Source organism: Pseudoalteromonas piscicida (assembly GCF_002744175.1).
Taxonomy (GTDB): Bacteria; Pseudomonadota; Gammaproteobacteria; order Enterobacterales; family Alteromonadaceae; genus Pseudoalteromonas; species Pseudoalteromonas piscicida_B.
The window spans coordinates 56,571-80,246 of sequence record NZ_NKHF01000027.1 but is presented as its reverse complement, the minus strand read 5'-3'; the positions used below and the strand labels follow the sequence as shown (position 1 = coordinate 80,246).

The window sequence follows — 23,676 nt, the reverse complement described above, 5'->3', positions numbered from 1 at the left end:
TCCTGCATCGCCGACCACTTTCTCTCTATTATCTACTTCAATTATTTCAAATTAACTAACTTTTAATCAATTAGCACCAATATGCCTAATTATTTAACCCGATTGCTCGACTCCGTCGTTGAATAGGTTATAATGCCGCGTCTATTAATTAACGTAGTGCCCGTAGGGCAGGCAACAAGCGTCACATGCAACGGAGAGTTTGGCAGTTTAGCCGAAGGCCCATAAAAAGCATGATGGTTGTCTTGTTAGTAAGGAAGGCGCTTTGTCGCCCAAAAATGAAGATTGAGGTAAATCATGCAAGTTTCTGTTGAGACGACTCAAGGCCTTGAGCGCCGTCTGACCATCACCGTTCCTGCAGAGAACGTTGAGACTGAAGTTAAAAAACGCCTACAACAACTGTCAAAAACACAGCGTATCGATGGCTTCCGCCCTGGTAAAGTACCAGTGTCAATCATCACTAAGCGTTATGGCGCAGCTGTTCGTCAAGAAGTTGCTGGCGATTTAATGCAGCGTAACTATATCGAGGCAATCATTGCTGAGAAAATCAACCCAGCTGGCGCACCTAGCTTTGCTCCTAAATCTCTAGAAGCGGGTAAAGATTTAGAATTCGATGCAACTTTTGAAGTATATCCAGAAGTTGAGCTTAAAGATCTAGAAAAAATCGCAGTTGAGAAACCAGCAGTTTCAGTAACTGACGAAGATCTTGCTAATATGCTTGAAACACTTCGTAAGCAGCACGCTGATTGGACTGAGAGCGATGCAGCTGCTGGCGAAAAAGACCGTGTAACGGTTGATTTCGTTGGTACAATCGACGGTGAAGAGTTTGAAGGTGGTAAAGCGGAAGATTTCCCTCTAGAACTTGGCCAAGGTCGTATGATCCCAGGTTTTGAAGATGGTATCGTTGGTAAAAAAGCAGGTGAGGAAGTTGTTTCTGACGTAACTTTCCCTGAAGACTACCACGCTGAAAACCTAAAAGGTAAAGCGGCTCAATTCACTATCACAGTGAAGAAAGTTGAAGTTCAAGAACTTCCTGAACTAACTGATGAGTTTGCAACTAAGTTTGGTGTTGCTGAAGGCGGCGTTGACGCACTTAAAGAAGAAGTGAAGAAGAACATGGAACGTGAGCTTAACCAAGCGGTTAAAGCAAACGTTAAAGATCAAGCGATCAAAGGTCTTCTAGAAACCAACGACGTTGAAGTGCCTAAAGCACTTGTAGATCAAGAGATCGACGCACTTCGTCAACAAGCTGCACAGCGTTTTGGCGGCAACGCACAAAACATGCCTGAGCTACCAGCTGAGCTTTTCCACGAGCAAGCGGTAACGCGCGTTAAGACTGGCTTACTTCTAGGTGAAGTAATCAAAGCGAACGACATCAAAGCTGACGATGCGAAAGTTGAAGAGTTAATCGAGACTGTTGCTTCTGCATACGAAGATCCAAGCGAAGTAGTTGAATACTACAAAACAAACGACCAGCTTATGCAGCAAATGCGCAATGTAGCGATGGAAGAATTAGCTGTTGAAGCTGTTCTTGCTGCTGCAACGGTTTCTGATGTTGAAAAATCATTCGACGACATCATGAACCCACAGGCGGCTCAATAAGTCTTTGAGGAAATCATTGACTTCCAGCTAAGCTGAAGTTTAAATGGCTCGAGTTACTCTAATAGAGAATTCGGGCCATTTTTGTTTTTAAGCCTTGATATTGAAGCATAAAGTGCTTATATCTTGAGGCATGGCTTTTTTTATTAGCTATACTTATTTCTGTGAGTTTTACCTCTTGTATTGAGTAAACGCACTATTTTGAAGCTGAGGATTAGCTTTGTAGTTAGGCCAGAGTATTTCTATTTATTTGTTTTAAATAAGAAATTTGTAGCTAAGCTACGGGGGAATTTTATCTTTCAAAAGAGTTGGAGAGTTAATTCAATAAGTATTACTCGTTCCATTTCGCTCAAAAAAGTATTAGCTTTAACACCGATTGCAGAATGTTCCTTGAGTCGCGCTAAACTCAATGAACTTGCTACACGCTGATAGCAGATTCTGTGCTAATAAGGAATAAAAAACATGAATGATGGTATGATCGATCCAACCAATGCATTAGTACCTATGGTCGTGGAGCAAACGGCTAAAGGCGAGCGTTCTTATGACATTTACTCTCGACTACTTAAAGACCGTATTATTTTCTTAACGGGTCAGGTAGAAGACCATATGGCCAACCTTATCGTGGCGCAGATGTTGTTTTTGGAGTCAGAGAGCCCAGACAAAGATATATTCCTATATATCAATTCACCGGGTGGCTCGGTGACCGCTGGTATGTCAATTTATGACACGATGAATTTCATTAAGCCAGATGTGAGCACTGTGTGTGTTGGTCAGGCGGCTAGTATGGGTGCATTTTTACTATCTGGTGGTGCTAAAGGTAAGCGCTATTGTTTACCTAACTCACGCGTTATGATCCACCAACCATTAGGTGGCTTCCAAGGGCAAGCATCAGATTTTGAAATCCATGCCCGTGAAATCTTGGCAATTAAAGAGAAGTTGAATCGTTTGATGGCGGATCATACTGGCCAGCCTTACGATGTGGTTGCTCACGATACCGATCGAGACAACTTTATGACTGCTGATCAAGCCCTAGAATATGGCCTAATTGATGCAGTTCACTCGAGCCGCGAGCTTAAGTGATTAGGAAGTAGCCGATGAAGCTAATTCATCGGCTTCTACTGTGCCAAAGCACATATTCTTTGGTATAGTTAAAAGAAATACGATGTTATCGAGAGATAACAGCAATTGAATGAGGTAGCTGAATGTCAGACACTCCAACAGACGGCGATAAGAACAACAAGTTACTCTACTGCTCATTTTGCGGTAAGAGTCAGCATGAAGTTCGTAAGTTAATTGCCGGTCCATCTGTCTATATATGTGACGAGTGCGTTGAACTTTGTAACGATATTATTAGGGAAGAAATCAAAGATATTGCGCCTAAGCATGACGCGTCTGATAAATTGCCTGTACCAAAAGAAATCAGAAATCACCTAGATGATTATGTGATCGGCCAAGAACATGCGAAAAAAGTACTTTCTGTAGCCGTATATAATCACTACAAGCGCTTACGTACTCAAGGCGGCAAAGGTGATGTTGAACTTGGCAAGAGTAATATTCTTTTAATTGGTCCAACTGGTAGTGGTAAAACCCTACTAGCTGAGACGCTTGCCCGTTTACTCGACGTACCATTTACAATGGCAGATGCAACAACGTTAACTGAAGCTGGTTATGTTGGTGAAGATGTTGAAAACATCATTCAAAAGCTGCTGCAAAAATGTGATTACGACGTAGAAAAGGCGCAGCGAGGCATTGTTTATATTGACGAAATCGACAAGATTTCAAGAAAGTCAGACAATCCTTCAATTACCCGTGATGTGTCCGGTGAAGGTGTACAACAAGCACTACTAAAACTGATTGAAGGCACGGTAGCTTCTGTTCCGCCTCAAGGTGGCAGAAAGCACCCGCAGCAGGAGTTTTTACAAGTTGATACGTCTAAAATCTTGTTTATCTGCGGCGGTGCATTTGCAGGCCTAGATAAAGTGATTGAACAACGTAGTACGAAAAACACCGGTATCGGTTTTGGTGCAGAGGTTAAGTCGAAAGACTCAGAGCGTTCACTTAGCGAAACATTTAAAGACGTAGAGCCTGAAGATTTAGTCAAGTATGGCTTAATCCCTGAATTCATTGGTCGTTTGCCTGTGGTTGCTACACTAACCGAGTTGGACGAAGATGCACTAATTGAAATCTTAAACGAGCCAAAGAACGCGCTAACCAAGCAGTATGCGGCACTGTTTAAGATGGAAGGAGTAGACCTTGAATTCCGAGAAGACGCATTGAGAGCGATTGCTCATAAAGCGATGGAACGTAAAACCGGAGCAAGGGGCCTACGTTCGATCGTTGAAGGTGTGTTGCTAGATACTATGTATGAGTTACCTTCGTTGGAAGAGGTCAGCAAGGTAGTCATTGATGAGACTGTCATCAAAGGTGAGTCGGATCCGATTATGATTTACGAAAATAACGGTAAAGAAAAAGCGGCATCTGAATAACTCTATACAAGATTGAAAAAGGAGCCCAGCGCTCCTTTTTACATCTTAGTCCACATCAAATAGAAGCCAATATGGTCAAATTTGGTATAACGTTAAAGAGTCATGGTAGGGCATGTGTTTAGAGTGAAACGCTTTGGCGGTTTTTGTTTGCTAAATTAGGTGTAAAACCCAGCTTTTTATGCGTTGAATTGATCTCTACTTGATGCGGATTACTATAAACTATTGAACTTTATCTGCGTTATCCCCATATAGCTCAGTATTCCCAAAATTAATTGAAGTGCGAAGAGAACATAATGACGCTTGAAAGAACGGATCGAGTAGAAATTCCTGTGCTAGCGCTACGCGACGTAGTCGTGTACCCGCACATGGTGATCCCGCTGTTTGTAGGCCGAGAAAAATCAATAAAATGCCTAGAAGCTGCGATGGACAACGACAAGCAAATCTTTTTAGTTGCGCAAAAAGACGCCTCAGTTGATGACCCAAGCACTGACGACGTCTATCAAACTGGTACTATCGCAACGGTATTGCAGTTACTTAAACTGCCAGATGGTACGGTTAAGGTGTTAGTTGAGGGCACTCAACGCGCTAAAATAGATGAATTTTTAATAACCGATGAATATTTCTTAGCACAAGCTCAATATATTCCATCACAAGATGTAGATGAGCAAGAGCAAGATGTCTTGGTGCGTAGTGCCATTAGCCAATTTGAAGGCTATGTAAAGCTAAATAAAAAAATCCCACCTGAGGTATTAACGTCGGTTTCTGGTATCGACGAAGCCGCGCGCCTTGCGGATACCATGGCTGCACACATGCCAATTAAGGTGCCAGAGAAGCAAAAAGTACTTGAAATTCATGATGTCACCGAACGTCTTGAGTACTTAATGGCGTTGATGGAAGGCGAAATCGACTTACTGCAAGTCGAAAAGAAAATCCGTTCTCGCGTTAAAAAGCAAATGGAGAAGTCTCAACGAGAGTACTATCTGAATGAGCAAATGAAAGCAATTCAGAAAGAGCTTGGCGAACTAGACGATGTACCTGACGAATTCGAAGCGCTCAAAAAACGCATTAGTGAATCTAAAATGCCGCAAGAAGCGGAAGAAAAGGCAATGTCTGAGCTGAACAAGCTGAAAATGATGTCGCCAATGTCTGCAGAAGCAACGGTTGTGCGCTCATACATTGAGACCATGATTAATGTTCCTTGGAAAAAACGTTCTAAGGTGAAAAAGGACCTTGCAGGTGCTCAGAAGATTTTAGATGCAGATCACTATGGGTTAGAAAAGGTTAAAGACCGCATCATTGAATATCTAGCAGTGCAGCAACGTACCAATAAATTGAAAGGTCCTATTCTGTGTTTAGTGGGTCCTCCTGGTGTGGGTAAAACTAGCCTCGGTCAGTCTATTGCTCGCTCTACAGGGCGCAAATACGTGCGTATGGCGCTAGGTGGTGTTAGAGACGAAGCTGAAATTCGTGGTCATAGAAGAACTTACATAGGTTCAATGCCTGGTAAGCTTATTCAAAGCATGTCTAAAGTAGGGGTAAAGAATCCATTATTCTTGCTCGATGAAATCGACAAGATGTCATCGGATATGCGCGGTGATCCAGCCTCGGCCTTGTTAGAAGTACTTGACCCAGAGCAGAACAGTAATTTTGCCGATCATTACCTTGAAGTGGACTACGACTTGTCTGACGTTATGTTTGTGGCAACGTCTAACAGTTTCAATATACCCGGCCCACTGCTTGATAGAATGGAAGTGATCCGTTTATCTGGTTATACAGAAGACGAAAAGCTTAACATTGCGAAACAGCACCTTATTCCAAAGCAAATTAAACGCAATGGACTAAAAGAGTCTGAAATAAATATTGAAGACAGCGCAATTATTGGCATTATTCGCTATTACACTCGTGAAGCCGGTGTCCGTAATTTAGAACGTGAAGTCTCTAAACTATGCCGTAAAGCGGTGAAGAACATCTTGCTTGACAAAGAAGTGAAGCAGGTTGTGATTAACCAAGAAAACTTAGAAGAATTTTTAGGTGTCCAGCGTCACGACTATGGCAAAGCGGAAGATGGCGACCGTGTTGGTCAAGTAACCGGATTAGCGTGGACTGAAGTGGGGGGAGATCTACTCACTATCGAATGTGCCGCCGTGCCAGGTAAAGGTAAACTTGCTTACACAGGCTCTTTGGGTGATGTGATGCAAGAGTCGATTCAAGCGGCAATGACCGTGGTGCGCAATCGTGCTGATAAGCTGCGTATTAACGAAGACTTTTACGAGAAGCGCGATATTCACGTTCATGTACCTGAAGGTGCGACACCTAAAGATGGACCAAGTGCTGGTATTGCAATGGTAACTGGATTAGTTTCTAGCTTAACAGGTAATCCAGTACGTGCTGATGTTGCTATGACCGGTGAGATCACCCTGCGCGGTGAAGTACTGCCAATTGGTGGTTTAAAAGAAAAACTACTGGCTGCACATCGCGGTGGTATCAAGCGTGTTCTCATCCCGAAAAAGAATGAGCGTGACTTGAAAGAGATCCCAGAAAACGTGCTTGAAGGACTTGATATTCATGCCGTGTCTTGGATTGATGACGTACTATCGCTAGCATTAGCGCATCCATTAGACAGTTTTACTGTGGAATCGCAAAAAAACTGAGAAAAAAGCCAAAAAAGTGAGTGAAAAGGCTTTTCAAATCTAAAAGGTGTGTTAAGTTAGGCACTGTATTCAAGCTTGGTGGTTCGGAAGCCCCGTAATCACTAGGCTTGAGAAAGATTTCGAGAATTAGAGAGTCGCTGTGATGTCTCTAAATGAATAGCAAAAGTTACCAGTAAGAAGTAACTTTTGATAATAACTATGGAAGAGGATGATATTGTGAATAAATCTCAATTAATCGATCAAATCGCAGCTGATGCTGACATTTCTAAAGCGGCTGCTGGTCGTGCGCTAGATTCATTCATTGAGTCGGTAACAGGTGCACTTAAAGATGGTGACTCTGTTGCTCTTGTAGGTTTTGGTACTTTCTCAGTACGTGAGCGTGCTGCACGTTCTGGTCGTAACCCTCAAACAGGCGAGACTATTCAAATCGCAGCAGCTAACATCCCATCTTTCAAAGCGGGTAAAGCGCTTAAAGACGCAGTAAACTAATTCAATTTGAATTAAGCGATGATGAGTCATCGCGAACTGCTTCAAGATAAAAGGCGTATCTGCTAAGATACGCTTTTTTTATACCATCACTGCTAGAACTTGCGGTGGTATAATGCTTTAACCAACATCTAGTAATTCACAAAGTGCCTCGTGTGCTTTGACTTAGATAAGAGAAACAATAAATGCTTGAAAAGATCAGAGAAGGTTCACAAGGGCCGGCGGCTAAAATCGTATTAGGTTTAGTCATCTTATCTTTTGCGTTAGCAGGGATCGGTGGTTACCTAGGTCAGACCACAGAGCAACCTGTCGCAGAAGTTAACGGAGTAAAGATCTCGCAAACTAAGTTCTCCCGTGCTTATTCAAATGAACGTGCACGTCTAGAGCAGCAGTTTGGTGAATACTTTGCGCAAATCGCAGCCGATCCGAACTATATGGCGCAAATCCGCCAAGGTGTGGTTGATCAGTTAGTACAACAGGAATTGCAATCGCAACTAGCAAAGGAGCTTGGTCTTCGCGTTAGTGACGAACAAGTAAAAAAAGCGATTGTAGAAATGCCGTACTTCCAGATTGGCGGTGAGTTCAGTAACGACCGTTACTTACAAGTTATCCGTCAGATGAACTTCCAACCGGACAGCTTCCGTGAATATCTGCGTGACGAGATGACCCGTGCACAATTGATTTCAGCGGTTGCGGGTACTGATTTTGTGTTGAAGAACGAACTACAACACTCAATTGCTCTGCAGCAACAAACGCGAGCCATCGATTACGCAGTACTTAGTAAAGAATTAGTAAAAGACGAAGTATCGGTTTCAGATGAAGAAGTCCAAAACTACTACGACTTAAACCAGAACCAGTTCCAAGCACCTGAGCTCGTCGCGGTTAACTATATTGAGTTAAAAGCACAAGACCTAGCGCCTGCAGAGCCGGTAACAGAAGAAGCACTAAAAACGTATTACGAAGAACAAAAAAACCAGTACTTAGAGCCTGAGAGACGTCGTGTATCACACATTCTTGTCGACTCAAGCGAAGATCCAGAAGCGGCTAAGCAGAAGGCTGATGAAATCTTAGCTGAGCTCAACGGTGGTGCTGATTTTGCTGTTGTAGCAGAAGAAAAGTCTGACGACATCGTGAGTGCTGAGCTTGGTGGTGATCTAGACTGGATCGAAAGAGACATGATGGACCCAGCATTTGAAGATGCGGCATTCTCATTGGCTGCTGTAGGTGATGTGTCTGAAGTGGTGGAGTCAGAATTTGGCTTTCACATCATTAAACTGACCGACATTCAACGCCAGCAAGCACAGTCATTCGATGATGTAAAAGAGGAACTTCGAGCAGAGCTTGAAAAAGCGGCTAAGATTGATGCTTTCTATCAAAAACAGACTCGTGTAGCTGAGCTTGCGTTCGAAATGGCCGATTCACTGCAGGATGCTGCCGAAGTTGCCGGTGTTGAAGTGAAATCAACAGAGCTTGTTAGCCGTAATGCGTTGCCTGAACCACTTAATGCACCAAACGTAACGAGTACAATCTTTACACCTGAGCTGTTAGAAGACCGTGTAAACTCAGAAGTGTTAGAAGTGGCGCCTGAGCATATCGTTGTGGTTCGTGTTGCTGATCACAAGCCTGCTGCGACTAAACCACTTGAAGAAGTGAGTGCTCAAATTAAAACGCAGTTAAGCGACGAAAAAGCATCGGCACTTATTGCTGAAAAAGCGCAGTCTTTATTCGAGCAGTTACAAAACGGTTCAACACTTGCTGAGATCGCCAAAGCGCAAAACGTTGAAGTGAAAAGCGTGGCAGAGCTAAAGCGTCGTAGCTATGACGTACCGCCGGCAATTTCTACCGAGGCATTTAAATTGCCTCAGCCAGGTGTTGCAGAAACGCAATCTGCGCTAGTTGAGCTTGATAATGGTGATTCTGCATTTGTGGTGCTTAAATCAGTAACCACACCTGAAGTGGACGGCAAAGTCGACCCGCAGCAGAAGCAATCCATTACTTCTTCTTATGCCAACAAAAACTATCTAGAGCTGCTAGCGGCACTAGAAGCGAAAGCGGAGGTTAAACGACCTCAGCTACAGGTAACAGAGCAACAGTAATGTCGCTTAGCTAGAAGAAGGCGCCAATTTGGCGCCTTTTTTATATCTTGTGATCGCTCAACCTAAGCGTCGGATAGTTATACCAGTTGAATTAATTCTCTAATCAATTTGAAGGATGAAATAGTAAAATTTTTGCCGCTAGTTTTAGCGCTAACTGAGTTGAGTTCAAAGCCAATAGTTAGTTCATTGCTTATCCAAACCTTGGGTTACTTAATTGAATAAATATACTCAAGTACAGAGTTTGCAACAGCTTGTGAAGACTGATAATTCTGTCCAGTCACTATGCGGCTATCTACCTTGATAAACGAGTCATTTCGCTCTCCATACTCAAAATTGCCTCCTAGCGCCTCTACTTTGGGCTGGATTTGAAAAGGAAAATGTTTGAAATAGGCCCTATCTGGGTTTTCAAATGCGGTTGGGTACCCTGTGATTTGCTTTCCTTTGATTAAATACTCACCATTTTTTAAGCGTAAATTGACGATACCTGCTGTGCCGTGGCATACGGCGGCAATAACACCTTGGTTTTGTTCATATATATGCATAGCGATACGTTGTAGAGTGAGGTTTTCCGCTACTTCATACATGGCGTTGCTACCACCGACATAATAGATCGCTGCGTATTGACTTGGATCGACTTCCGCTGGACGCATCGTGTTGCTAAGTGCATACATATAATCTGGTTGGTACAGGTACTTTTTATGTTCGTCATTTGAAGTATTTATATAACTAAGGTTTAATGCACCGCCTTGTGTGCTGACAAAATCAACCATGAGCCCTGCTTGCGTAAATATGTCATAGGCACTGAGGAGTTCATCAAAGCTTGTGCCTGCAGGTAGCTGACTGTCACCGTGAAAGGCTTTGCTTGATGCGACAATAAGCACTCGGCGACCTAAGTTGTTTTGTTGCTCGAGAGTTAGCGTGTTTCGCTGCGCCGATTTACTGATGATTTGCCACCTGCCGTCTAGTTTCTTTAGGAGTAGATGGTCGATGTACTGAACGTTTGACTTCAATATATCAACGCGAATTTTAGCCTGTGCAAGCATGCCATTCACGCTGATATTTAAAATTTTGGCGCGCCTTCCTGTATCTTTTTTAAAACCTTTATACCAACTCAAATACTCTTTTAACGGAACTTGCCACATCGCATCGTTTGCCTTTTCTAAAATAAGTATTGCGTTGGGATGAAACGCTTTTTTTATCGCTTCAGGCTGGTTATTCGCGGTACCACTGATGTAGTAGCTTAACGTAGTTTCGATATTTGCGGTTTCATCCTCCAAAGCGGTGGCGATCCCACAGTGGATAAGTAGTAGAAGTAATAATGGTACTAGTTTTGATAGGGTCATAAGTTTCTCCTGTAATGAATCAGAAGAAATGTAAACTTATTTAATTAAAGCAGTCACCTAGAGTATGTTTTAGGAGTCTGAGAGTATGTTTTCGGAGTGTTTAAAGCTATTTGGAGAGTATCCTGTGAGTTTTTTAAATGCGGCAAAAAATGTAGATGCAGAATTAAAACCACACTCTAGTGCAAGCTGCTCCAACGGCATATCGGTGCTAGAGAGCAAATGCTTAGCGTATTCAACCCTCAAGCCATTGAGGTATTGTTTGAAGTTACAGTGATAGTGACGATTTACTATTTGCGATAATTTGTTGTGGCTTGTGCCTAATCGTTTGGCTAATCGGGGTAGGGTTAAATCCGGCTCGGTAAATAGTTTGCCTTGTGACATCAGCGTCTCGAGTTTGGCTACGAGTTGATTATATTCATCGTCGCTGATGTGTGTATTGGCATATTTTTGCTCGCTAGAAGTCGGTTTTCGTAGCAATTTGGGGGTGAAAAGGATACTTAGATAGAGTACCAAGCTGAACGTGAGCGCCCCTGTGATGTAAGAAGTGAATGACGAAAAGAAATAAGCGGCCCAAATAAGCCAGCAACCGCAGATCACAACTAAAGATAAATGAAACTCAGCTTTGCTATTGGCATTTTTCGGTGTAGCTAGACGATAAAAAGTATATGAACTTATCAGTAAGTAACCCAGCCAAAGGTAGGATGAACCTTTATAGCCCCACGTTTGCCAGATCTCAGGGTTAAGTTGATAGGGGGTAAGTATACCAAATCCAATAATAAAGCCGCTTAATGCCAAAAAATGTATTGTTAGGTAGCGAGCTCTAGTTTGACTATAGCTTGCAAGTACAAAATTGAGTAGGCAGGGGCCAAGTAAAAAGTAGGCACTCAGGCCGATTTGCAGAATCGTTTTATCCAGTTCAGGATTAAAGTAAAAAAGGACTGACTTACCAATTCGAATACAGAGTAAAATGAGGAGTACCGATACCCAGCGTAGTGCCTTAGTCTCAGGAAATTTTATTAGTAGCAGGGCACTGAGAATAAATCCGTTAAACACTCCGACAAGTGAGAAGAAAAATAACAGATGGGTGTTAAAATCCATTACTCACTCCCTCAAAGGTTAAGCTGATAGAAGCTTCTGCATGGTTTTCGATTTAGGAGTATTAAAGACACTTTCGGTCTCACCGTATTCGACAACTTTACCACGGTTCAACACCAATATTTCATCACTCATATGGCGCACTAAGCTCAAATGATGCGTGATAAGCACATAGGCAAGTCCTGTAGCTGCTTGTAGCTCTAGTAACAGGTTTACCGTTTGAGCTCGAACCGAGGGGTCTAGGGATGATAAGGCCTCATCCAGCACCAGTACCTTAGGGTCTAGAATCAGTGCTCTTGCTAATGCTACGCGCTGTAACTGCCCGCCGCTGAACATATGCGGGTAATAGTCGATATGCTCCGCGAGCAAGCCGACGCGGCTTAATGTTAGTCTGATTTTTTTATATCTTTGCTCTTCGGTGAGCTCAGTATTGTATTGCAGACAATCATCCAGCATATCCCCAATGGTCAGGCCTGGGTTTAATGAACGAGTAGGGTCTTGGAAAATAAGTCGAATAGTACGGCAGTCTTGCACCCGTATACCGCTGTCTTCAACAATTTGGCCATTGAGTAAAATCTGCCCTGAATCAGCCATATCGGCCCCAGCAAGTACTTTAGCTAATGTACTTTTCCCTGAGCCAGTTTCGCCGATGATGGCTAAGGTTTGCCCTGGTGCTAGCGCAAAGGAAACATCCCTAAGTACTTTTAAAGAATGACGTTTAAAAAGCCCTTGGCGCGTGTTGTAAGACTTATTTAACGATTGTACTTTTAAGACGGGTTGCATTTTTGCTTCACCTTAATCAGCGGAAAGTGGCAGGCGTAACTGTGGCCATGCGAGCGGCTTTGTCTAGGGGTGACCACGCACTCTTTTTGTGCCTGAGGGCAGCGAGGTCCCAAGCGACAACCTATTGGCAAATGTTGTAATGGCGGAATTGTGCCCTTAAGAGCATAAAAAGGCTCTTTATGTCCAATGCCTTGACCAAAGTCCGGCAGACTTTTTACTAGGGCTTGCGTGTATGGATGAAGCGGTTGCTTAAAGATTGCCTTAGTGGGTCCCGCTTCAACCATTTGTCCACAATATAGAACATGCATCGCATGAGACCAATCTGAGATTTCCTCAAGCTCATGAGAGATCATCAGAATCGACATATTCTTTAGCTGATTCAAGGCCTTTAACAGTCTAAATACTTGCGCCCTTGCGGTGCTCTCAAGGGCAGTGGTCGGTTCATCGGCAATGAGTAATTTAGGACTTCTGGCAATGGCCATCGCAATCATTATTTTTTGACACATTCCCTCTGATAATTCATGGGGGTAGCTGTTGCAGATCTTTTTATCATCTCTGATCCCAGCCTTGTGCAATAAGGCTCGAACCTTTTCTTTGCGTGCTTTTCGGCGCCCAAAAAAACCACCTTTAAGCGCACTGTCAGGAATAGATTCGGCCACTTGGTCAAAAATAGTGGCGATAGGATCAAGGCTACGACTGGGCTCTTGATAAATCATGGCAATATCTTGGCTGACCAACTTTCTACGCTTTTCAGACGACAGTCGCATGAGGTCGACACCACGCCAGTGCATACGGTCAGCTGTTACCGTCCAGCGTTGATTGAGTACACCGACAATGGCCTTGGCAATCAAGCTCTTTCCTGAACCCGACTCACCAACCAAGGCATGTACTTCACCCTCTTTGAGGCTTAAATTTACCTTATCAACGGCTCGGATCACGCCATCTTCGGTGCGTAACTCAATGGTGAGGTTCTTAATGTCTAATAACTGCATTAATCGGCCTTTCGTTGTTTTAGGGCTTCACGCAGACCATCACCGACAAGGTTAGTCGACAGTACTGCCAAGAATAATAATACCCCCGGCAGGCCAACGGTCCAAGGAGCCAAGTAAATCAAGCTCAAGTTCTCTTGCAAAATGGCGCCCCATTCGGTGGAGGGCGGTTGGGCACCTAATTTTAAGAAACCCAATGCTGCTATATCGAGTATTGCAGTAGACAGTGCCATGGTAAATATGACCACGATATGTTCGTAGATGTTAGGTAAAATCCCGCGCACCAGCAATTTCCAACGGCTAGCGCCATCGAGTTTAAAAGCAATTATGTAGTCTTTGCTTAGCTCTGTGACCACAAGGTTTCGAATAGAGTGAATGTATTGAGGTAGCAGCGCGAAGATAATGGCCCAAACGGTATTCATAAGACCGGGCCCCAAAATAGCAATGATAATAATGGCAAGCAGCAAAGAAGGAATAGCCAAAGTGATATCAAGCAAGTGATTTAACAGGCTCGATTTGAGACCACGGCTGGCGCCTGCCAGTGTACCGAGCACAACACCTAGCGCTGTTGTTACCAAAGCAGCGATAATAGACAAGCCAAAAGTGTAAGTCGCACCATTCATCAAGCGCGATAAAATATCGCGCCCGAGATCATCGGTGCCAAGAATAAATCGCACGTCGCCTTCATCATGCCAAGAAGGTGGTAGCAAAAGCGCGTCGGCATGTTGTTGGTTAACACCATAAGGCGCTATCAGCGGAGCCGTTAGTGCTAAAATCGTTAGGGCAACAAACAGCCACAATCCCACTAATGCAACGTGATTAGAACGGAATTTTCGCCACAGCCTAAAGAGTGGTGAACGATTAGACTCTTCGGTAAATATATTAAACTTTGCCATGAGCCTGATTCCTAGTGATCGGGTCGAGTAATGAATGGATAAAATCAGACATCATATTGGCAATAATGACAAAGAAAGACACGGCCAGTAAGCCACCTTGTATTGCAGGGAAGTCACGCTGGTAAATACTTTCAATTAACCAACGGCCAATACCGGGCCATGAAAAAATGACCTCAGTTATCATTGCCAGCGTAATAAGGGTACTAAACTGCAGTCCAATTTGCTTTATAACCGGAAGTAGGGCGTTTCTCAGGGCATGATGAATAATTAATTGGCTGCGATTGAGGCCTTTGGCTCGGGCCGTTTTAATATAATTTTGGTCCAGCACCTCGAGCATAGAGTCACGGGTAAAGCGAATCAGCACTGTGGTTGGGTACATAGCTAAGACAACCGTTGGCAGTGCTAAGTGATGAATGGCATCCCAAAATGCGGCACCACCGTAGGGAAACCCTTCCAAATAAATATCGAGAAGAATAAAGTGGGTTACTGGCTGGATCTCGTAAAGCAAGCCAATTCTTCCTGACATTGGGAATAAGCCAAGCCCCAAGCAAAACGCCATAATCAGTAGCAGTGCTAACCAAAAGACGGGGATAGAAAAGCCCATCAGGCTCAGAGAGTTGATCACGCGATCAGGCCACTTTTTGTGATAGGCGCTGGCTATCACTCCACTTGGAACCCCAAATAATACCGCGACGGTAAGCGCGTACAGGCAAAGCTCAATAGTGGCTGGGAAAAGGTATTTCACATGGGAGAGAACAGGTTGGCCAGAAGATAGCGACTGTCCCCAGTCCCCTTCAAGCATGCGCATGATAAACGCGCCATACTGCACCAAAATATTTTCTTCGATTCGGTATTTCTCAACCAGAGCTTGGGTTTGGGCGTAACTGGAGTTCACTTCACCACTAAAGTTGGTTACCAGTTCACCTGGGAAAAGGTAGTTCAGCGAGAAGGTAAATACCGTGAGGGTGAACAGCATAAAACATAACAGGCTCAAACGTCGAAAAGCATATTTAGCAAACATCCCTAATCTCTCCTTGCCTCTGCCAGCGAAATCCCACCAAATGGACGGAGTGCAACGCCCTTGATGTCTGAGCTTGTCGCTTGGAACCTTAAACCGTGGGCGATAGGGACTAAGGGTAATTGTTCAATCACCATTTTTTGTGCTTGTTGATAATAATATTTACGGGCTTCCATATCATTGGTATCGAGCGCCTGAGTTAGCAGTAAGTCGAACTCAGGGTTGCACCAGTTTGCTGGGTTTTTACCGCTGAAAGTTGCGGTGCAGCTAAGTAGAGGACTAAAAAAGTTATCTGGATCGGGCGTATCGGCGGCCCAACCCAGCAGGACGCTGTCGTGTTCGTGACGTCCCACACGTTCGATAAAAGTATTCCACTCATATTCAATAATTTGTGCGTTGATCCCAATTTCTCTTAAATCTCGTTGGATCAACTCCGCCATTTTACGCGCGTTGGGGTTATAAATCCTTGACACTGGCATGGCCCACAAAGTCATGGAAAATCCATCCTCAAGCCCAGCTTGCTTTAAATAGGCTTTGGCTTTATCGGGATCATAAGCTGGCATTTGGGGCTGCGCTTCATAGGCCCATGAAGAAGGGGGCAAAATAGAGCGCGCTAAAATGCCATTATTATAGAAAACCGCTTGCATGATCTTTTCGAAATCAATGCTATGAGCAAGTGCCTTTCGCACCAGTGGGTTATTAAATGGTGGCTTTTCTGTATTGAATGCCCAGTAGCCAATATTGAGGTTGGCCGCTTTCTCAACTTCAATGTCTTTTCTTTGCTCAAGAACGGTGAGTTGTGTTGCACTTGGGTGAGCCGTTATATCACATTCTTTAGTAAGCATTTTTGCAATTCTGCTTGTCCCATTGGTGGTGATATCGTAAACCAGCTGTTCCATATGCACAGGATGCTTCCAATACTTATCATGGCGGTAATAGCGGATCAGGTTATCACGTATAAACTCACGATACTTATATGGGCCTGTGCCGACAGGTCTTTGGTCAAAGTCCGCTTTGTGATCTAACTCGATGAGCTTATCGGCGTATTCTTTAGATAAAATGACGGCAAAATCGGTCGCAATATTAGATAAAAAACTACTCTCAGCGTTAAACAAGTCAAATCGCACGGTGAAGTCATCCACTTTTCTTACCTGGCGAATAAGCTGATCAAGGCCGATACTTTGAAAGTAAGGATAGTTTGCATCACCAACAAAGTGATATGGATTGTACACATCAAACAGACGATTAAACGAAAACACAACGTCATCGGCATTCATGGTTCTTGTGGGCGTAAAATACAAGGTATCATGGAAATGGACATCATCTCTGAGTGTAAACGTGAAGGACTTACCATCTGCGCTGACTTCCCAAGATTTGGCAAGCTCGGGTAGAAACTCCCCGGTGTTTGGGTCAATACTGATCAGGGTGTCATACAGCTGGTTGGCGATAATATCTATCGTAGACCCTGTTGTTGTCACTTGTGGGTTAAATGACACAGGGTTTGCCTCTGCACAATACACTAAGCCTTGCGACTTATTATTCACTTTATTTGGTGCCTGATCGGTACAGCCAAACAGCGCTGTACACAACACACCAAAAAACCATTTACGCACCACTAGGCCTCTTGTTTTTGGTTTTGATCCAATAGGTTGTATTTTTTCAAATACCCTCTAAGTTGATGATACGTCAAACCAAGGTTTTGTGCAGTTTTCTTTTGATTAAATTGACTAAATTCAAGTGCTTTTTGCAACATGGTGATTTCATACTCATTAGAGAGTGATTTTAAATCACACGGAAAAGCAAAATTGAGCTGAGATTCAGGTGCTTGTTCGGTGCTAGGTGATGGCGCTTGTGCCTCGTCCACATGTTGCCCTTGCGGTGTGACCGGGTGCGATGCTGGAGCCTTAATACGTTGGCTGGGTCTAAATGGACTCGCAAATGGGTCGAAGACAATATCATGAACTGGGACCTGGTCGTTGCCGTGACGATATAAGCTGCGCTCGACAACATTTTTGAGCTCTCGTATATTACCAGGCCAAGGGTAGTCTAGTAGTTTTTCGATGGCCTTGCGGGTAAAGCCGCTAAATAGTTCCCAGCCTAAATCTCGAGCCATATTAATCGCAAAATGTTCCGCAAGTAATAATATGTCTTCTTTTCTGGCTCGTAATGGTGGCAGGGTAATGACATCAAATGCGAGGCGGTCGAGTAAGTCGTGCCTAAACTCCCCAGCATCAGCAAGCGTTGGGAGATCCTCATTGGTGGCGCACACCAATCGGGTATCTACTTTAACCGTTTGTTTACCGCCCACCCGCTCAAACTCTCCATATTCGATAACGCGAAGTAACTTCTCTTGTACCATGGCAGAGGTGTTTGCCAGCTCATCTAAAAATAATGTACCACCGTTAGCGCGCTCAAAACGACCTTCATGGCGTTTACTGGCCCCGGTAAAAGCACCGCTTTCATGGCCAAATAATTCGCTTTCTAGCAGGTTTTCGTTTAACGCTGCACAATTAAGTTTGACGTACTCTTGATCCCAGCGCTCTGAGAGGAAGTGAAGACGTGCGGCGATTAGCTCTTTACCTGTGCCTCGCTCACCAATAATGAGCACTGGCTTCTCTAACGGTGCCAGCTGAGACACCTTGTCTAGTACGGCTAAAAAGCTGTCGGATTGGCCTAATAAATTATCCTGTTGGCGAAAACGGCTCATATTGCCTAACTCTTAGTGGTTTTTACTAATAACTAGTGTATTTCAAAAAATGGGATAACTAAAGGACTTTTGAAAATAAAATAACCATATGATTTTATTGTGTTTTTAAATTTGTTAAAGTTGGCAAGCTATTTGATACATAGTCTGTAAGCAATTTAGCTATTAACCAAAGAGGTAACCACTATGGGAATTTTTTCTCGTTTTGCAGACATAGTGAATTCTAATATTAATGCTATTTTGGATAAAGCAGAAGATCCGGAAAAAATGGTTCGCCTAATTATCCAAGAAATGGAAGATACACTAGTCGAAGTAAGATCGACCTCAGCCAAAACATTAGCTGAGAAAAAGGAGTTAACGCGCCGTCTTGAACAGCTTAAAGCACAGGCTGATGATTGGCAGACCAAAGCGGAACTGGCATTGAGTAAAGAGCGTGAAGACCTAGCGCGAGCAGCATTGCTCGAAAAGCAAAAGTCTGCCGAAGATGTTGCTGCACTTGAGCAAGAACTTCAACACGTAGAGACACACATTGAAAAGCTACAACAGGAAGTGAGCACCCTGCAAGACAAGCTCGCAGACGCAAAAGCCCGTCAAAAAGCGATTGTACTGCGTCAACGTTCGGCTGAGTCTCGTTTAGAGGTGAAAAAAGCACTAGACAGCAGTAAAGTAGATGATGCTTTAAATCGTTTCGAGCGATACGAAAGCAAAATTGATGGTCTAGAGTCACAAATTGAGTCTTACGATTTAGGTAAGAAATCTTTAGCAGATGAGATTGCGGATCTGCAAAAGAATGAAAAAATTGATGACGAGCTTGAGCAGCTGAAAAAGAAAATGGCTGAGAAGTGAAAATAACCGCACCTGCTGCAAGGTAGGTGCTAACCAACTACAATAATAACAGCCAGGTTGAAGGCAGGAGAAGATTATGTTTGACGCAGAAGTAATAATGGCCCCGTTGATTATTTTTATGGTCGTCGTGGCACCACTTTGGTTGATTTTGCATTACCGTAGTAAAAAGCAGGTGAGCCAAGGGTTAAGTGAGCATGAGCATCGTCAGCTTATCGAATTGGCAAACAAAGCGGAAAAGATGGCAGATCGTGTTGAAACACTAGAAGCTTTGCTTGATCAAGAATCACCACAGTGGAGACGCAAGTTATGAGTAAACTAAAGCGTGAACTATATCGTGACCCTAGCCGTGGTAAAATCGCTGGAGTCTGTGCCGGCCTGAGTGATTACTTTAATATGGAGCTGTGGCTTGTTCGGATCTTGTTCATCACAGCTGTGTTACTTTCGGGCGGTCCGTTATTTATTGTGGTCTACGTTGCTTGTTGGTTTATTCTAGATAAGCGCGAAGTGATCCCTAATCGTTCACCAGACGCCAAAGACGAAGACAAAGTATCTGTTAAGTTTAAAGTATGGCAAAAAGGAGAGCCGCCAAGACAGGCGCTTTACGACCTAAAAGACAGATTGTCACGATTAGACGGCAGAATTCAAAACATGGAACGCTATGTAACTTCTCCTGAATTTACAGTTAGCAGAGAAATAGACAAGCTTTAAGGCGGTATCAGCCGCCTTGGCCTTTTGCAAAGGGGTAAATTATTTTTTATGACAACGTCACGCTTTCGCACCCCCTCATCCCTAGATAAGCTAAAACAACAAGCCAAAAAAACGCTCCACCGCTCCTTTGATAAGCATATAAAACTTGCAGTAACTGGCTTTAGTGGAAGTGGTAAAACCGCGTTTATTACAGCCTTAATTAAGCACCTCACGACACAAGCCAGCAGTGATAATTTACCATTTTTTGATGTGGTAGGAGAGGGGCGTTTGGTTGCCTGTCGCCCTGAGCCGCAAAAAGCATTGGCAGTGCCGACATTTGATTATCAGCAAGCCATAAGCTGTTTGCTAGATGAGCCTCCAACTTGGCCCGCTTCAACCAAACGCATTAATACCCTAACTTTAGCCTTCAGGTATCACAGTGAGCGCGGTTTAAAGCAGCACTTAGCGCAAACCCACACCTTATACCTTGAACTGTATGATTACCCCGGCGAGTGGTTAATGGATTTGCCACTATTAAAGTTATCTTTTCAAAGCTGGTGTGAACAACAACTCGCATTACTGAAAAAGCCGAAGTATCAGCCTTTTGCCGCTGAATTTTTACAGTTACTTGAACGGTTTGACAGTGCTGGAGCGGTGAATGAGAGTGAATTAAAAACCCTAGCTCATCGTTATCACGAACTACTACGACAACTACAGCAAGAAACAAAGCTATCTAACTTACAGCCAGGTAGAGCACTGATCCCGGGCGATTTAGAAGGTGCACCGTTGCTGTTGTTTTTTCCTGTGCTTACCCACCCAGAGGAAATCACGGCAAACAGTCAATATGAACAACTTAACGATCGGTTTGAGGCATATAAGAAACAAGTAGTCTCACCTTTTTATAAAGACTACTTTTGCCAGTTTGACCGCCAAGTGGTGTTGGTTGATTTATTAGGTAGCCTGAGCGACGGACATGACACGCTAAAAGAACAAGAAGTCGCATTGAAGCAAATATTGGCTATGTTTTCACATGGTAAAAGTGGTTTATTGTCTCGTTTGTTTAATCCAAAAATCGACAAGGTGTTGTTTGCTGCCAATAAATGCGATGGAGTGTTAAATGAACAACAAACTAATTTGACCAGATTGTTGAGTGAAATGTTGATGGATAGCGCAAACGAGCTGCGGTTCAGTGGCGTGACTGTCGATACTATGTCACTTTCCTCAGTAAGAAGCGTGGAAGCGAGGGCGGTGCAAGACGGTACGCAAAATGTTCAGTGCATCTTTGGAAAACCCGTCGGTGAACAGCAGTTTATTAACTATATCCCACCAACGCCACCTGATCATATCCCTAAGGCGCAAGCTTGGCCGCAAGGCGGCTTTGAATTTTTGGCTTTTGAGCCGCTACCTGCAAAACAAGGAAACTTAACGCACATTCGGCTTGATCATGCATTGCAGTTCTTAATTGGAGATAAATTAAGATGACAGATCAGACTAAATCATATCAAGGCTCAGGTCGACGCTTGAATATCGATGCTGAAAACCAGCCAGAGTCGCAAAACTTGGGCGGTGAAGGCAAAGTGCTGGGTAACGAGCTGGTTGTTAACGAGCATCAAGAAGCTGGCGTAGAGCCTGAGTTACCAAAAATTGAACGAGTGTATGAATCTGGTTGGCGATTTGGCTTTAAGCAGTGTTTTGTTATTGCACTATTAGTACTGATTGTTGTTGAGGCTGTACTGACATTAAGAGCAAGCTATGAGCAAAGTATTTTGTTATTCAGCCTGTACACCACGGTATTATCGCTTGGTTTGCTGGCGTTGTTTAAATTCCTATTTTCAGAAGTGATTGCGCTCAGCAAATTAAAGCAACATCAGCAGATTAAACATGATGCTCAACGTTTACTGCAAAGTGATCAAATTGGTGAAGCGCGCACTTGGTTAGCGCCGCTTTTAAAAGCGCACCCTGAAAAAAAGGTGGCCGCCTTTGAAGACGCCCTTCAGCCGCATCACACCGACCGAGAAGTCGTTACTTTGTATGAAAAGACCTTGTTGCGTGATCAAGATGAAGAAGCCAAAAAGCTGATCCAAGAACATGCAACCACATCGGCGCTATTGGTTGCCCTAAGCCCACTTGCTCTGGTCGATATGCTAGCAGTGTTGTGGCGTGGGGTGGTGCTGGTGGAGAAAATTAGTAAACATTACGGTATTCGTTTGGCATATCGTAGCCGGATCACGCTCTACAAAATGTTGTTGAAGCAAATGGTGTTTGTTGGAGCGAGTGAGTTGGTCAGTGATCTTGCAGCAACCAGTGTGGGCGCTGAGCTATTAGGTAAGCTTTCCACCCGCAGTGCACAAGGCTTGAGTGCGGGTATTTTCACAGCACGTTTGGGCTACAAAGCGATGGAGCTGTGCCGACCTCTGCCACGCTTGACGCATAAACAAAGCTTGTTAAAAAGTGCGATCAGCTCGGTTGTTGATGTGCTGCTACGGCGTAGTAAAAAAGCTTAAACGGAAACAATTTTATACACCCCATTAAGTAAAAGCGGCTAGTGATACAAGGTAAACTAGCCGTCTCCCCATCTGGCATGCTTGTTTATTGTTCTAAACTGCCCTACATATTGGTTACAACACAAAAACGACGCTAATCAGCTCGCTAACGCACTTATTTGATTAGCAATAATAAAATCAGCAGGCAAGTATGAAAACATTAAGAGATGACAGTCAGTGTATTCACGGACCCAATCATTTTGACGATCCGCATGGCGCATTAACCGCGCCATTGTATCAAACGTCGACATTCCATTTTAAAGATGCGGCACAAGGTGCAGCTCGATTTGCGGGGGAAGAACCCGGTTATATCTATACGCGTCTTGGTAACCCTACAACGAGAGAGCTTGAAGAAAAAGTGGCGCGATTAGAGGGCATGGAAGACGCAGCCGCGACAGCTACCGGTATGGGGGCCGTCTCGGCCTCGGTACTGAGCTTTTTACAGCACGGCGATCATATGATTGCATCAAGTGCACTGTACGGCTGCAGCTTCGCACTTTTTGCGCATATGCTGCCAAAGTTTGGGATCGAAGTATCCTTCGTTGATTTAAGCGATGAGCAGGCGTTACGTGATGCCATAAAAGAAAACACAAAACTGTTGTTTGCTGAAACCCCGATCAACCCCAATATGACAGTATTAGATCTTAAAATGTTGGGTGAGGTTTCAAAGCAGCATGAGCTTCTGTTCGTTGTTGACAATACTTTTATGACGCCGCTGTTGCAAAAACCAGTCAATTTTGGTGCTGACCTTATTGTCCACAGTGCCACTAAGTACCTCAATGGGCATGGCGATGTTGTAGCTGGACTAGTGTGCGGCTCAAAGGAACATATTGAGCTTATCAAGCTAACCGTATTAAAAGACATTGGCGCAACGATCAGCCCACATGATGCGTGGCTAATCAATCGCGGGTTAAAAACATTGGCGCTACGTGTCCAGCGCCATTGCCAAAGTGCTCAGACCGTGGCTGAGTTTCTCGAGTCGCACCCAAAAGTAAATACTGTTTATTATCCGGGCCTGCCTTCGCATCCAGGTTATCAATTTCTTGGTGAACAGATGAAAGGCGCAGGCGGCGTCATTGCTTTTGAAATTAAAGGTTCTTTGCAGCAAGGAGAGCAGTTTATTAATGCCACTGAACTATGTACCTTAGCTGTAAGCCTTGGTGACCCAGAAACGCTTATTCAGCACCCCGCATCAATGACTCACTCACCTTATACCCAAGAAGAGCGACTAGCTGCTGGTATTTCTGATGGCCTTATTCGGATCTCAGTAGGGTTGGAGGACGTCCAAGATATCATCGATGATCTCAAGCAAGCATTTGATAAAATATAGGTGTAATTTTTAATGTACGGCAAGGGCCCAGATGGGCCCTTTTTTATTTGTGTGTTTTCCTAAGTTTACAGTGTTGTATTTTTATCTTTACAAAATGGTGTGTTGTGAGAAATGCGATAAACGTGCT

20 protein-coding genes are annotated in these 23,676 nt (G+C 43.8%); 12 read left to right on the top strand and 8 right to left on the bottom strand.

Annotated elements, in window-relative coordinates:
- Positions 1-294 precede the first annotated feature (294 nt).
- From tig to ppiD, 6 genes are all read left to right on the top strand, one after another.
- On the top strand, positions 295-1,599 hold the full coding sequence (gene tig, locus CEX98_RS06400; protein WP_099641281.1) for a trigger factor: 1,305 nt from the start codon (positions 295-297) through the stop codon (positions 1,597-1,599).
- Between the two features lie 459 nt (positions 1,600-2,058).
- On the top strand, positions 2,059-2,676 hold the full coding sequence (gene clpP / locus CEX98_RS06395) for an ATP-dependent Clp endopeptidase proteolytic subunit ClpP (RefSeq protein WP_099641280.1): 618 nt from the start codon (positions 2,059-2,061) through the stop codon (positions 2,674-2,676).
- A 122-nt stretch (positions 2,677-2,798) separates the two neighbouring features.
- Positions 2,799-4,082, top strand: a complete 1,284-nt coding sequence (clpX, locus tag CEX98_RS06390; RefSeq protein ID WP_099641279.1) for an ATP-dependent protease ATP-binding subunit ClpX — start codon at positions 2,799-2,801, stop codon at positions 4,080-4,082.
- A gap of 293 nt (positions 4,083-4,375) precedes the next feature.
- Entirely contained in the window at positions 4,376-6,733 is a 2,358-nt protein-coding gene (lon, locus tag CEX98_RS06385; protein WP_099641278.1) for an endopeptidase La, read from the top strand.
- A 216-nt stretch (positions 6,734-6,949) separates the two neighbouring features.
- Positions 6,950-7,222: a nucleoid-associated protein HU-beta gene (gene hupB / locus CEX98_RS06380; RefSeq protein ID WP_010371157.1), complete on the top strand. Its 273-nt coding sequence runs from the start codon at positions 6,950-6,952 to the stop codon at positions 7,220-7,222.
- Between the two features lie 182 nt (positions 7,223-7,404).
- Positions 7,405-9,315, top strand: a complete 1,911-nt coding sequence (gene ppiD / locus CEX98_RS06375) for a peptidylprolyl isomerase (RefSeq protein ID WP_099641277.1) — start codon at positions 7,405-7,407, stop codon at positions 9,313-9,315.
- Positions 9,316-9,521: 206 nt separating this feature from the next.
- Here the strand turns inward: ppiD and CEX98_RS06370 are convergent, their stop codons facing one another.
- The 8 genes from CEX98_RS06370 to pspF all read right to left on the bottom strand — a co-directional run bounded on the left by CEX98_RS06370 (position 9,522) and on the right by pspF (position 18,146).
- Positions 9,522-10,658 (bottom strand): nuclear transport factor 2 family protein, encoded by a 1,137-nt coding sequence (locus CEX98_RS06370; RefSeq protein ID WP_099641276.1) that lies wholly within the window; start codon positions 10,656-10,658, stop codon positions 9,522-9,524.
- Positions 10,659-10,727: 69 nt separating this feature from the next.
- A complete protein-coding gene (locus CEX98_RS06365) occupies positions 10,728-11,756 on the bottom strand; it encodes a helix-turn-helix domain-containing protein (protein WP_099641275.1) in 1,029 nt (342 codons plus the stop codon).
- Positions 11,757-11,774: 18 nt separating this feature from the next.
- Positions 11,775-12,536, bottom strand: a complete 762-nt coding sequence (locus CEX98_RS06360) for an ATP-binding cassette domain-containing protein (RefSeq protein ID WP_099641274.1) — start codon at positions 12,534-12,536, stop codon at positions 11,775-11,777.
- The gene (locus CEX98_RS06355; protein WP_099641273.1) at positions 12,521-13,528 is read right to left on the bottom strand and encodes a peptide ABC transporter ATP-binding protein; all 1,008 of its coding nucleotides are present in this window, start codon (positions 13,526-13,528) and stop codon (positions 12,521-12,523) included. Before CEX98_RS06355 ends, CEX98_RS06360 begins: the two co-directional genes overlap by 16 nt.
- Positions 13,528-14,421, bottom strand: a complete 894-nt coding sequence (locus CEX98_RS06350) for an ABC transporter permease subunit (RefSeq protein WP_099641272.1) — start codon at positions 14,419-14,421, stop codon at positions 13,528-13,530. Before CEX98_RS06350 ends, CEX98_RS06355 begins: the two co-directional genes overlap by 1 nt.
- Positions 14,408-15,442 carry an ABC transporter permease gene (locus CEX98_RS06345; RefSeq protein WP_099641271.1) on the bottom strand — a complete coding sequence of 345 codons (1,035 nt, stop codon included), beginning with the start codon at positions 15,440-15,442 and terminating at the stop codon, positions 14,408-14,410. Before CEX98_RS06345 ends, CEX98_RS06350 begins: the two co-directional genes overlap by 14 nt.
- A gap of 2 nt (positions 15,443-15,444) precedes the next feature.
- Entirely contained in the window at positions 15,445-17,052 is a 1,608-nt protein-coding gene (sapA, locus tag CEX98_RS06340) for an ABC transporter substrate-binding protein SapA (protein WP_425334935.1), read from the bottom strand.
- A gap of 2 nt (positions 17,053-17,054) precedes the next feature.
- Positions 17,055-18,146: a phage shock protein operon transcriptional activator gene (pspF, locus tag CEX98_RS06335; protein WP_099641269.1), complete on the bottom strand. Its 1,092-nt coding sequence runs from the start codon at positions 18,144-18,146 to the stop codon at positions 17,055-17,057.
- Between the two features lie 183 nt (positions 18,147-18,329).
- Here pspF and pspA point away from each other — a divergent pair, with 183 nt between their 5' ends.
- From pspA to CEX98_RS06305, 6 genes are all read left to right on the top strand, one after another.
- Positions 18,330-18,989: a phage shock protein PspA gene (gene pspA, locus CEX98_RS06330; RefSeq protein WP_099641268.1), complete on the top strand. Its 660-nt coding sequence runs from the start codon at positions 18,330-18,332 to the stop codon at positions 18,987-18,989.
- 76 nt (positions 18,990-19,065) lie between these two features.
- Complete coding sequence (gene pspB, locus CEX98_RS06325) at positions 19,066-19,299, top strand: envelope stress response membrane protein PspB (RefSeq protein ID WP_099641267.1); 234 nt, start codon at positions 19,066-19,068, stop codon at positions 19,297-19,299.
- Positions 19,296-19,697 carry an envelope stress response membrane protein PspC gene (pspC, locus tag CEX98_RS06320; RefSeq protein ID WP_099641266.1) on the top strand — a complete coding sequence of 134 codons (402 nt, stop codon included), beginning with the start codon at positions 19,296-19,298 and terminating at the stop codon, positions 19,695-19,697. The genes pspB and pspC overlap by 4 nt, the downstream gene beginning before the upstream one ends.
- Positions 19,698-19,745: 48 nt before the next feature.
- Positions 19,746-21,158 carry a YcjX family protein gene (locus CEX98_RS06315; protein WP_099641265.1) on the top strand — a complete coding sequence of 471 codons (1,413 nt, stop codon included), beginning with the start codon at positions 19,746-19,748 and terminating at the stop codon, positions 21,156-21,158.
- Positions 21,155-22,180 (top strand): TIGR01620 family protein, encoded by a 1,026-nt coding sequence (locus CEX98_RS06310; protein WP_099641264.1) that lies wholly within the window; start codon positions 21,155-21,157, stop codon positions 22,178-22,180. Before CEX98_RS06315 ends, CEX98_RS06310 begins: the two co-directional genes overlap by 4 nt.
- A 190-nt stretch (positions 22,181-22,370) precedes the next feature.
- A complete protein-coding gene (locus tag CEX98_RS06305) occupies positions 22,371-23,549 on the top strand; it encodes a trans-sulfuration enzyme family protein (protein ID WP_099641263.1) in 1,179 nt (392 codons plus the stop codon).
- The last annotated feature ends 127 nt before the right edge of the window (positions 23,550-23,676 follow it).

Bases quoted from the DNA above. Each gene is read 5' to 3' on its own strand.
- CEX98_RS06365 (WP_099641275.1), bottom strand. From the start codon at position 11,756: ATGGATTTTAACACCCATCTGTTATTTTTCTTCTCACTTGTCGGAGTG.
- CEX98_RS06370 (WP_099641276.1), bottom strand. From the start codon at position 10,658: ATGACCCTATCAAAACTAGTACCATTATTACTTCTACTACTTATCCAC.
- CEX98_RS06360 (WP_099641274.1), bottom strand. From the start codon at position 12,536: ATGCAACCCGTCTTAAAAGTACAATCGTTAAATAAGTCTTACAACACG.
- clpP (WP_099641280.1), top strand. From the start codon at position 2,059: ATGAATGATGGTATGATCGATCCAACCAATGCATTAGTACCTATGGTC.
- pspA (WP_099641268.1), top strand. From the start codon at position 18,330: ATGGGAATTTTTTCTCGTTTTGCAGACATAGTGAATTCTAATATTAAT.
- pspB (WP_099641267.1), top strand. From the start codon at position 19,066: ATGTTTGACGCAGAAGTAATAATGGCCCCGTTGATTATTTTTATGGTC.
- CEX98_RS06315 (WP_099641265.1), top strand. From the start codon at position 19,746: ATGACAACGTCACGCTTTCGCACCCCCTCATCCCTAGATAAGCTAAAA.
- CEX98_RS06310 (WP_099641264.1), top strand. From the start codon at position 21,155: ATGACAGATCAGACTAAATCATATCAAGGCTCAGGTCGACGCTTGAAT.
- ppiD (WP_099641277.1), top strand. From the start codon at position 7,405: ATGCTTGAAAAGATCAGAGAAGGTTCACAAGGGCCGGCGGCTAAAATC.
- lon (WP_099641278.1), top strand. From the start codon at position 4,376: ATGACGCTTGAAAGAACGGATCGAGTAGAAATTCCTGTGCTAGCGCTA.
- CEX98_RS06355 (WP_099641273.1), bottom strand. From the start codon at position 13,528: ATGCAGTTATTAGACATTAAGAACCTCACCATTGAGTTACGCACCGAA.
- clpX (WP_099641279.1), top strand. From the start codon at position 2,799: ATGTCAGACACTCCAACAGACGGCGATAAGAACAACAAGTTACTCTAC.
- pspF (WP_099641269.1), bottom strand. From the start codon at position 18,146: ATGAGCCGTTTTCGCCAACAGGATAATTTATTAGGCCAATCCGACAGC.
- tig (WP_099641281.1), top strand. From the start codon at position 295: ATGCAAGTTTCTGTTGAGACGACTCAAGGCCTTGAGCGCCGTCTGACC.
- CEX98_RS06305 (WP_099641263.1), top strand. From the start codon at position 22,371: ATGAAAACATTAAGAGATGACAGTCAGTGTATTCACGGACCCAATCAT.
- CEX98_RS06350 (WP_099641272.1), bottom strand. From the start codon at position 14,421: ATGGCAAAGTTTAATATATTTACCGAAGAGTCTAATCGTTCACCACTC.
- pspC (WP_099641266.1), top strand. From the start codon at position 19,296: ATGAGTAAACTAAAGCGTGAACTATATCGTGACCCTAGCCGTGGTAAA.
- CEX98_RS06345 (WP_099641271.1), bottom strand. From the start codon at position 15,442: ATGTTTGCTAAATATGCTTTTCGACGTTTGAGCCTGTTATGTTTTATG.